Source organism: Streptomyces sp. NPDC057438 (genome assembly GCF_042802995.1).
In the GTDB taxonomy this organism is placed as follows: Bacteria; Actinomycetota; Actinomycetes; order Streptomycetales; family Streptomycetaceae; genus Streptomyces.
In genome coordinates this window covers 1-9841 of sequence record NZ_JBHVDD010000156.1, presented here as the reverse complement: position 1 = coordinate 9841, position 9841 = coordinate 1, and the positions used below count along the sequence as shown (strand labels likewise).

Genomic DNA, 9841 nt, shown 5'->3' with positions numbered 1-9841 from the left:
GAAGATGCCGAGGGCGATGACGCCGGCACCGATCCAGATCCAGCCCCTGTGCCCGCGGATGCCCTGCCAGAGCAGCCGGGCGCCACCGATTTCGAAGAGGGCGGCGACGACGAACAGGCAACGGAACGAGCGACAGTCATGATCGGTCGGTGAGCCTACCGACGGCCCGTGCCGCTGATATTCAGCGGGTCGGCGGACGCCTGGCAGCCGCACCCGCTCTCTCCGGGGGCCTTCGGGGCGCAGGAGCAGGGGCGGCGGCGACACGTAACCCGGCTCCTGCGCCGCGGCCGACGTCTGGGTCCGTGACCACCAACGGCGCACGGACACCAGCGAATGGTCCACTGATAACACCTCGGTCCCGGCCCCGGCCTGGCGGTGAGGCACCGCCCTCGCCCCACCGGCTTCCATGCGAGACCTCATACCACGGCGGGCGCATGGAACCTGAGCACCTCGTCCGCTCCGCCAGAGCCGTCCGCACCCGCTCCAGCTCCGCTTCGAGTTCGTCCACCCGCACTGCCGCGGTCTTCTGCCGCGCTATCCGAACCGCCCGCATCGACGGCATCCGCCACCCCACGACATCTCGGCCAGGAACGGACCGAACCTCCCGCCACACATGCGATCTCATGCCGACCAGCAGAATCCGCGCACGAGGTTCGAAGCAGAACGACCTCTGAGAGGGTGTGTCAGTCCTGCGCGATCACGACCACCTCGTCACGGCCGGTCCAGCAGCGTCGCTCGTTCTTGTCCGGGTTGATGCGCACTCCGTGGTCGGGAACGGCCATGGCCCGGTCGTGGCGGCGGTAGCCGATGGCGCATTCGCTGCGCCGCTGCGCGGCTGCGACGACCGTGGCGAAGGACGCCTCACAGCCGGGCAGGACGTACGACGACGCCGGCCGCAGGTGGACCTGACTGCCGGTAGGAGAGAACAGTTCCTCGAACACGGCGGCAAGGTGCCGGTTCTGGGAAATCTGGGCCATGAGCAAGCCGATGAGTTTTCCACTGATGATCACATCCGCTCCGGGGCTGACGGGCGCGAGCGTCCGATTGCGGTCGTCTGTCATCTCGGTGACCACCGGCAGCTCCCGTCCCGTCTGCCGTTCCAGTAGTTGCAGAACGAGGAGCGTGACGAGGGTCCGGTTGTCGGCCTCGTCCGGCTGCTGTCCCGCCACGGGGTCCGGGCCGAGCACGACAACGCTGTCGTACGAGTCGATCTCCAGACATCGAAGCGTCTCGGGCCGGGTGATGTCTCCAGGCCGGAACGTGACGGTCAGGCGAGGTGCGGAGTGTGTACCGATGCCCCTGACCTGTTCGGCTGTCACCTCGTCCCGGTCCGCCACCACGGCAATGACCGAACCGTGCGCGGCGGACCGGCCCAACTGTTCGACAATGAGCGAGGCCCGCCGGTTCCATCCGAGGATCAGGCGCCGTTCGGGCCGGGCGTTCGCCGACCGCCAGGGCGTCATCACCGACTCGTCGACCAGCCCGGAGCAGTCGCTGAGCCGTGCGGTGTCGTCGTCCCGCGTGATGACGATCAGCCGGTCTCCGGGGCCGATCAGGGTCTGCGGCGGCGGGCTGAGCAAGGGCCTGCCGTCGCGCAGCAGACCGACCACGCTGGAGGTGGCGTAGGCCAGCAGCGTGTCGCCGAAGGAGCGGCCGGTCAGGGCTGGATCGAAGGCTAGGTAGAACTCGTCTCCGGCGAAGTCCAGGAGGTCGCGGTACACCAGGGACAGTCCGGGACGGCGGGCGGACTGCACGATCAGCCGGGCGGTGATCGCGTCGCTCTCCAGGACGATGCCGCGCGATCCGGCGGCGAGGGTGGCCGCCAGCCGATACCGGTCGTCTCTGACGGCGGCGACGACGGGCGGCCCTTCCCCCTGGCCGAGTGCGGACCGCAGCGCCAACAGCGTCTTGACCACTTCCGGGTCCCCCGACGGATCGTCGTGGGGCAGTACCAGCACGGCGCTGGCCGCGCCGGGGTTGGTCAGGGCGAGCAGGGCGGGATCGGTGGGGGGACCGCTACGGCAGATCAGCCGGGTGCGGCCGGTCGCCCCCACCTTGCTCCTGAAGGCCTCCTCCATGGTGGTCTTGTTCCGGTCCGCCAGCACGGCCACCGCGCCGTACCGCTGGTTGGCGTTGGCGGCCACTAGCTCGCTCACCACCGTGAACACCTGCTCGGACCAGCCCAGCACCACCGAATGTCCCTGCTCGAGAACGGTAGAGCGGCCCCGCCGCAGTGCGGTGAGCCGCTCAGTGAGTCCGGTGGTGATCAGGCCGACGAGAGTGGACACGTACACCAGGGCGACCAGGGCGAGCAGTACCGACAGCAGCACGCGCAGAAGCGGGCCTGTCGCTCCGCCGAGCCGCAGCGTCTCACCGGTGAGACGCCAGATCTCTGCCAGCCTCTCCGACCGGGACGCCGGCGCATGTGGGTCCGTCCACACCAGCACGGCGCTCGCCGGAAGGACGACTACGAGGCAGCCCATAGCAAGCCAGCCGACGAGCGCGGAGGTCCCCCGGGCCAAAGTGGTGTCGAACCAGTAGCGTGCCCTGCCTGTGAGTTCGGCCCTTCGTCCCACGCCTGCCCCCTCCTGTTCCGCCGAGTTCCCACGGCATAGGCCGTGCCGCTCCGGTTTGCCCCGCTGCTCCCCCACCGACCGCCCACGGCCACGGCCACACGGAAGTGTGCCGACGAGGCGACCGTGACACGCGAATCACCGCCTGTTTTTCATCCCTTCGGGGACGTCGCCGAGGTGCGCGGCTGTGCGGCCTTCCGACCCGGCGTCAGCGGTTCGACCTCGGCATCGCTCGTTCGGGGCAACGCCGCGACGCAAATGGGCGGGCCGGGTCGGCGGACCGGTACAAGTGCGTCATGACTGGAGATCACGAAGACGTCGTGGCAGGTTCGGACCTGTCCAGGCGCAGCTTCGCAACGGCAGCGGGAATGGCTGCGGCGGCCACGACTCTGGCTGGTGGCGCGCCTGCCTCGGCAATGCCCGTACAGGCCGTCCCGGCCGCACCGGCGCCCACCCGGGGCACGGACTTCGACAGGTGCCTGGCTGTGGCAGGGGCCCTACTGGTCGTGGACGACAACGACCGGCCTTTGGTCCCACGCTACGAGCGGGTGCTCAAGGACGGACTGCCTGCTCAGCGGTCGGCCAAGCCCAAGAAGGTCCTCGTCGTCGGCGCCGGCCCGGCTGGTCTGGTGACGGCGTTGCTGCTGAAGCGGGCGGGCCACCACGTGACCGTTCTCGAGGCGAACGGCAACCGGGCGGGCGGACGCATCAAGACCTTCCGCCGCGGCGGGCACGAACGGGCAGCTCAGCCTTTCGCCGACCCCCGCCAGTACGCCGAGGCGGGCGCCATGCGCCTGCCCTCCAGCCACCCTCTGGTGATGGGTCTCATCAACCAACTGAACCTCAAGAAACGGCGTTTCCACTACGTTGACGTCGACGGTGACGGCCAGCCCGCCAACCGCACCTGGATCTACGTCAACGGCATCCGGATGCGGCGGGTGGACTACGCCCGGGCGCCCCGCCGCATCAACCGGTCGTTCGGCGTGCCGCGCGCCCGCTGGGATACTCCCGCCGCAGCCATCCTTCGGTCGGTGCTGGATCCGGTGCGCGACGAGTTCAGCACAGTGGACGCCGGCGGCAAGCGGGTCGACAAGCCGCTGCCGGAACGGGTGCGGGGCTGGGCCAGGGTCATCCAGCGATTCGGCGACTGGTCGATGTTCCGCTTACTGACCGAGCACGCCGGGCTGGACGAGCGCACGGTCGACCTGATCGGCACCCTGGAGAACCTCACGTCACGCCTGCCCCTGTCGTTCATCCACAGCTTCATCGGCTCCTCCCTCATCAGCCCCGACACCGCCTTCTGGGAGCTGGAGGGCGGCACGGCGGTGCTGCCGGACGCGCTGCTGGCGCAGGTACGCGAGACGGTCCGGTTCGACCGCCGGGTCACCCGCGTCGAGTACCACGATCCTGACCGTCCTTCCTCCGACACCCCGCACGTCGGCGGCAAGGGCCCTCGGGTGTGGGTGGACACGGTCTCCGAAGGGCGCGACGGCCCGGTCGTGCGCGAGCAGTTCACCGCCGACGCGGCCGTGGTCACCGTGCCCTTCTCCGGTCTGCGGCACGTACAGATCAGCCCCCTGATGTCGTACCGCAAGCGCCGCGCGGTCGCGGAACTGCACTACGACAGCGCCACGAAGGTGCTCCTGGAGTTCAGCCGCCGTTGGTGGGAGTTCACGGAAGCCGACTGGAAACGCGAGCTGGGACGGATCGACCCGAAGCTGTACGACGCCTACCGCACCGGCCGCACACCCGCCGACGGCAGCCTGCTCGGCGTCCATCCCTCCGTGCCGGGCGGCCACATCACCGCAGGCCAACGCACCCACTACTCCGCCAACCGTGCCGTCTCCCGCGACCAGCCTCAGGCCGCACACGTCGTGGGCGGCGGCTCGGTGTCCGACAGCGCCAACCGGTTCATGTATAACCCCTCCCACCCGGTGCCCGGCAGCTCCGGCGGGGTGGTACTGGCCTCCTACAGCTGGGCCGACGACGCACTTCGCTGGGACTCCCTGGACGACGAGGCCCGCTATCCGCACGCCCTGTGCGGACTGCAGCAGGTCTACGGCCAGCGTGTCGAGGTCTTCTACACCGGCGCCGGACGCACCCAGAGCTGGCTGCGCGACCCCTACGCCTACGGAGAGGCATCCGTACTACTGCCTGGCCAGCACACCGAGTTGCTGCCCTCCATTCCCCTGCCCGAAGGCCCGCTGCACTTCGCTGGTGACCACACCTCCCTCAAGCCTGCCTGGATCGAGGGCGCCCTGGAATCGGCGGTTCGCGCCGCACTGGAGGTCCACACCTCGCGATCTGATGGGCAGCCTGCCTTCTGAGCGCACTTGGTGTGCAGCAGCGAAGTCGCCGAAGCAGGTCCAACACGGGGTGGCGGACAGTCGGGGCACAGCGGTGGCCTGGCACTTGCGCAGCCGCATCCCGGCGATGCCCAACTCTCAGTACCGTCACAGAGCCGCTTCACGCCACTTTGCTATCTGGGCTGGTCAAGGGCCGTCGGGAGTGTAGTTGGGGAGAGTGGTGCTCGGTGGAGTGGTGCTCGGTGGAGTCTTCGCCGAGCACCACTCCACCGAATGGAGCCGCCGCTGGTAATGGCAGTGGCGGTGCTGCCTGGCGCCTGCGGCGCCAACGTGACCAGGTCAATACGTGTGCGCGAACCGGCCGGCCGACTCGGCGGTTCGGAGCGAGGTACAACGCCAGGAGCCTGCGCACCTCCGCCAGGGTGAGGGGGGCCAGGGTGGCGGAAGCGTTTCTGCAGCCCCCTTTGCCGCAGCATCGGCGGCCACGACCGCGAGGTAGGCGTGGGCGAGCATGGCCAGGGTGATGTGCCGATACCCGCCCGGGTAACGGCGGACTTCGTACTCGTCGAGGCCGTACTCGTTCTTCGCAGCCTGGAAGCACTCCTCGATCTGCCAGCGCATCCCGGCGACCCGCACCTGGTCGGCCACCGTGGTCTCCAAGGGAGCGTAGGCAAGGAAGTTGGCAAGTACGCCTGCCCCCAACTGGAAGATCAAGACATCCCCTCAACGCCCCGCGATGGGGTGTGGGAGGGGTTCTTCGCCGACCATGGACGACGTAGCACCCGAGATGCTGTCTCCCCCAATCCCTCCTCTGTCGAGTCGCCCGCACATACCCCTCCTGACCGTTCCGTGCTGCCGCCCCGTCGGCGGGAAGGCGGCCAACCCCCTGGCCGGCATCGGAGTCGACGTCACACCCGGCTTCACCGCCGCGGCCAAGGACTCCGGCCGCCTGCTCGGTGGCAGCCAGCGGACACAGAACTGTGTCGAGGACGCGCGCCGCACCCAACTCGACCCGCACGTCGCGCCCAGAGCGCGGCTCTATCTGGGCGCCCTCGGCCAACAGCCGTGGGCTTCGACCTCTCCCCCGCCAACAAGGCCAAGATCGTCGGCGTCGCGGGGCTGGTCCTGATCGTCACCGTCGCCATGACCACCGTGGTCGCCATCCGCCTCGTCCGCCCCCCCTGCGAGCCCTGACGGCCGCGGCCCAGCAGCCGCCGCAGCGGCACACACGCGTCGCGATCACCACCAAGGACGAGACCGGCTACCTGGCCGCCGCCTTCAACAACCTCACCGCACGCCGCCAACAGCTGGAGACCCAACGCAAGGCCATGGTCAGCGACATCGCCCACGAGCTGCGGACCCCGCTGACCAACATCCGCGGCTGGCTCGAGGTCACCCGCGACGGGCTCGTCGAGCCGGACCCGGAACTCATCGCCTCCCTGCACGACGAAGCACTCCTCCTGCAGCACATCATCGACGATCTGCAGGACCTCGCCGCCGCCGACGCCGGCACCCTGGCACTGCACCGTGAACCCGTACGCGCCGACGACCTCGTCGCCCAGACGGTATCGGCCCACCGCACCCGGGCGGAGTCCTCGGACATCCGCCTGCGCACCCACACCGATCCCGGCCTCGTCCTGGACGCCGACCCGGTGAGGATGCGGCAGGTCCTGGGCAACCTGACCTCCAACGCGCTCCGGCACACCCCGGCGGGCGGCACTGTCACCCTCACCGCCCGTCAGGACGGTGACCTGGCCGTCCTCACCGTGGAGGACACGGGCAGCGGCATCGCCGCCGATGACCTCCCCCATGTCTTCGAGCGTTTCTGGCGGGCCGAGAAGTCCCGCAGCAGACGCACCGGCGGCAGTGGGCTGGGCCTGTCGATCGTCCGCCAGTTCGTCAAGGCACACGAGGGAACCGTCACCGTCGACAGTGAGCCCGGCAAGGGGTGCGTCTTCACCCTCGGACTGCCCCGGCCCCAGCACACGGACCGGCGAACCCCGTGCGGGGCGCGGCATGAGGTGCGGCGGTGTGAGGCACGGCCGACGGCTGCCGCGCGGGACGCCATCCGTCCCTCGGCCGACCAGTGACCGAGGACTCAACCCATCGTCTTGGCGCTCTGCGCCCTCCGTCGCTGCGCCGGCGTGATGGCGCCAGGCTCTTCCTGCTCGTCCGGGCGCAGGCACTCGATCAGGTAGTCGCCGCTGTCGGGGCAACGGGTCACTCCGTGCGTCTCGCTGCCGAAGCCGGGGAAGTGGCGGTCGAAGGACTCCAGGGCGCTGAGGTAGCGAAGGAGAGGCCCGTCTTCCTCCCCGATGCTTTCGCCAGGCATGAGGACCGGGATGCCGGGCGGCGTCACTGTGACCATCGCCGCGGCGATGCGGCCCGGCGCGTCCCCCAGACGGATCCGTTCTGTGCCGCCGCGAATTAGGCGCTCGTAGCAAAGCTGGGGCGGGGCGACCGGCTCCGGGAGCTGCTGGAAGGCTTGGTCGAGTAGTTCAACCAGGCAGGCATCGCGCAAGTGCTCGTGCATCTCCTGGCACAGGTCGCGCAGACTGCGCCCTGTGTGGCGTCGCGGGTGCTCGGCGACCAGGGCGGGCAGCACGCGGTCCAGCGGGGCGTCACCGTCGTAGAGGTCCTTGAAGTCCATCAGGGCGTCCAGAAGTGTGCCCCATTTGCCCTTGGTGATGCCCATGGAGAACAGCACCAGCGTGGTGTAGCTGTCGGTCTTCTCCACGACGATGCCGCGCGTGGTCAGATAGGCGGTGAGGATGCGTGCCGGGATGCCCCACTCGGACATCACACCGATCGCGTCGAGCCCCGGGCAGGTCAGGGTGACCTTGATCGGGTCGAGCATGCAGTAGCCGTCGGCCAGGCCGGGGAAGCCGTGCCAGTCCGCGTCGGATGCGAGGTGCCAGCAGGATGCCTCGGTCCGCAGCAAGTCCGCCGGAGCCTCGTCGAACGGCAGCCGCGTCCCGCTCGCGGGGTCAGTCACCTCATCCGGCTGCCACACTCCGAAGAACCAAGGGGGCCGGTCCCCGGCGGCCTTGATCCGCCGTCCGATCCGCACCATCTCCTGGCGGAACCGGACCGCCTCCGAGATCGCCTCGTCGATCAGCCACTGCCCTTGCGGACCGTCCATCATCGCGGTCGCCACGTCCAATGAGGCGATCATCGGATACAGCGGGGACGTGGTGCCGTGCATCATGAGCGCTTCGTTGAACCGGTCGTGCTCCACCGGCGCCCGCGGGGCGGGCCGGACGTGGACCATGGCGCCCTGCGACAACGCGGCCAGCAGTTTGTGGGTGGACTGGGTCGCGAAGACCGTGGGCCGGTCGGGGCCGGTGAAGGCCTTCTCGTCCACCGACATGCCGTAGCGCCCCGCGTAGAGCGGATGGAAGCGGGCGTACGCGAACCACGCCTCGTCGAAGTGCAGCCGGGGGGTGCTGGCTGCGAAGGCCCGGGCCGCCGCCGACGCGTCGTAGCACAGGCCGTCGTACGTGGAGTTGGTGAACACCGCGTACTGGGGACGCGACGACACCGCGCCCGCTGTGAGAGGGCTCATCGCAATCCGCGCCGCCACCGAGTCCGCCGCGATCTCGGCCGGAGGCAGCGGTCCGGCAAGCCCGTAGCCGTTGCGGGTCGGGACCAGGTACACCGGTCGGGCTCCGGAGACGACCAGGCCTTGCAGGACCGACTTGTGACAGTTGCGGTCCACCAGGGCGATTTCATCTCGAGTCACACTGAAGTGGCCGACCAGACGGTTGCAGGTGGAGTCGCCGTGCAGGACGAAGTACGTACGGTCGGAGCCGAAGACCCGCGCGGCGTTGCGTTCCGCCTCGCCGATCGGTCCGGTGTGCTCGAACAGGGAGCCGAGCTCCTCCACCGAGATCGAGAGGTCGCTGCGCAGCAGCCGCTCCCCGAAGTAGTCGTGAAAGGCCCGGCCCACGGGCGACTTCAGAAAGGCGACACCGCCGGAGTGCGCCGGGGTATGCCACGAGTACTCGTGCGCGTCGTCGAAGCGCCGCAGCGCCTTGAAGAACGGCGGGAGCAAGGCGTCCTGGTAAGCACGCGCGGCGGTGGAGATCCGCCCCGAGATGAACGCAGGCGTGTCCTCCAACGGCCACACATAACCCACCACCGACTGCGACACCCACAGCGGCAACTCATGCAACCCCTCGCCCGCCATGACCAGGAACACCGGCAGATTCTGGAACCGGCGTCCGATTCGGCGCAGAACCATCGCGCCACCCGGCCCGTCCTCAGCTCCGGGCAGAAGATCCCAGGCCACCACCGCAGCAGCCAGACCGGCCTCCGTCCTGAGCACCGCCTCAGCGTCCGAGACGCTCACCACCCACCGGACCTGCAAGCCCGTCGACCGGATCCCGTCGGCGATGCGCGTCAACTGCCCAGCAGTGGCGCCTCCAGCCTCCGGATGCTCTGTCACCGCCACCAAAACCGTGCCCTCGGCCATGCCGCCCCCTTGCCTGGTGGCACGCGCCACCTGCGACCAGTGTTCGCGGCCTCCGCGCGCATGATCGTCCAATGGCCGGTCAAACAACCCCAACGGGTGGCAGCGCGGACCGCTCTTTGACGTATCACCAAGGTGCGTTTGGCCCGGGTGAAGTACCTGATCAACGGCCTTGCGCATCAATCACCCCAGGCCGACGACTGGAAGGCGATCACCGCGGCCGTGCTGGGAGTGTAAAAAATTGACACACCCTGCGTCGGCCAGGGTTGTCACGGCGAGGCGCAGGAGGACAGCAACAAAGGCCGGGGGAAGGCATCTGGTGTGACGTGGACGCTGCCGGAACCGATGCTGACCACGCCCGTGCCCGGGCCCGATCTGCGGCCGAGCTGGGCGGGCGAGCCGAAGTGGGACGGATTTCGGGCTCTCGTCTCCGTCGACGCGGGCCAGGTGGTGCTGCGCTCCAGGCGCGGCACCGAAATGGGGCCGTCGTT

General features: G+C 69.3%; 3 protein-coding genes and 3 pseudogenes. 2 read left to right on the top strand and 4 right to left on the bottom strand.

Features of this window, described 5'->3' with window-relative positions; genetic code table 11:
- A pseudogene (locus tag ACFU5F_RS41260) lies at nucleotides 1–140 on the bottom strand (hypothetical protein); the annotation flags it as partial.
- 543 nt (nucleotides 141–683) lie between these two features.
- The gene (locus ACFU5F_RS41255; RefSeq protein ID WP_383898690.1) at nucleotides 684–2576 is read right to left on the bottom strand and encodes an NAD-binding protein; all 1893 of its coding nucleotides are present in this window, start codon (nucleotides 2574–2576) and stop codon (nucleotides 684–686) included.
- A 293-nt stretch (nucleotides 2577–2869) separates the two neighbouring features.
- Here ACFU5F_RS41255 and ACFU5F_RS41250 point away from each other — a divergent pair, with 293 nt between their 5' ends.
- A complete protein-coding gene (locus tag ACFU5F_RS41250; RefSeq protein ID WP_383898688.1) occupies nucleotides 2870–4900 on the top strand; it encodes a flavin monoamine oxidase family protein in 2031 nt (676 codons plus the stop codon).
- A 318-nt stretch (nucleotides 4901–5218) separates the two neighbouring features.
- Here ACFU5F_RS41250 and ACFU5F_RS41245 read toward each other — a convergent pair.
- Nucleotides 5219–5566 (bottom strand): annotated as a pseudogene (locus tag ACFU5F_RS41245) (IS701 family transposase); the annotation flags it as partial.
- Between the two features lie 277 nt (nucleotides 5567–5843).
- Here ACFU5F_RS41245 and ACFU5F_RS41240 point away from each other — a divergent pair.
- Nucleotides 5844–6969, top strand: a pseudogene (locus ACFU5F_RS41240) (sensor histidine kinase); the annotation flags it as partial.
- Between the two features lie 8 nt (nucleotides 6970–6977).
- Here the strand turns inward: ACFU5F_RS41240 and ACFU5F_RS41235 are convergent.
- On the bottom strand, nucleotides 6978–9353 hold the full coding sequence (locus ACFU5F_RS41235) for an Orn/Lys/Arg decarboxylase N-terminal domain-containing protein (protein ID WP_383898692.1): 2376 nt from the start codon (nucleotides 9351–9353) through the stop codon (nucleotides 6978–6980).
- Between the last annotated feature and the right edge of the window lie 488 nt (nucleotides 9354–9841).

Bases quoted from the DNA above. Each gene is read 5' to 3' on its own strand.
- ACFU5F_RS41250 (WP_383898688.1), top strand. From the start codon at position 2,870: ATGACTGGAGATCACGAAGACGTCGTGGCAGGTTCGGACCTGTCCAGG.
- ACFU5F_RS41235 (WP_383898692.1), bottom strand. From the start codon at position 9,353: ATGGCCGAGGGCACGGTTTTGGTGGCGGTGACAGAGCATCCGGAGGCT.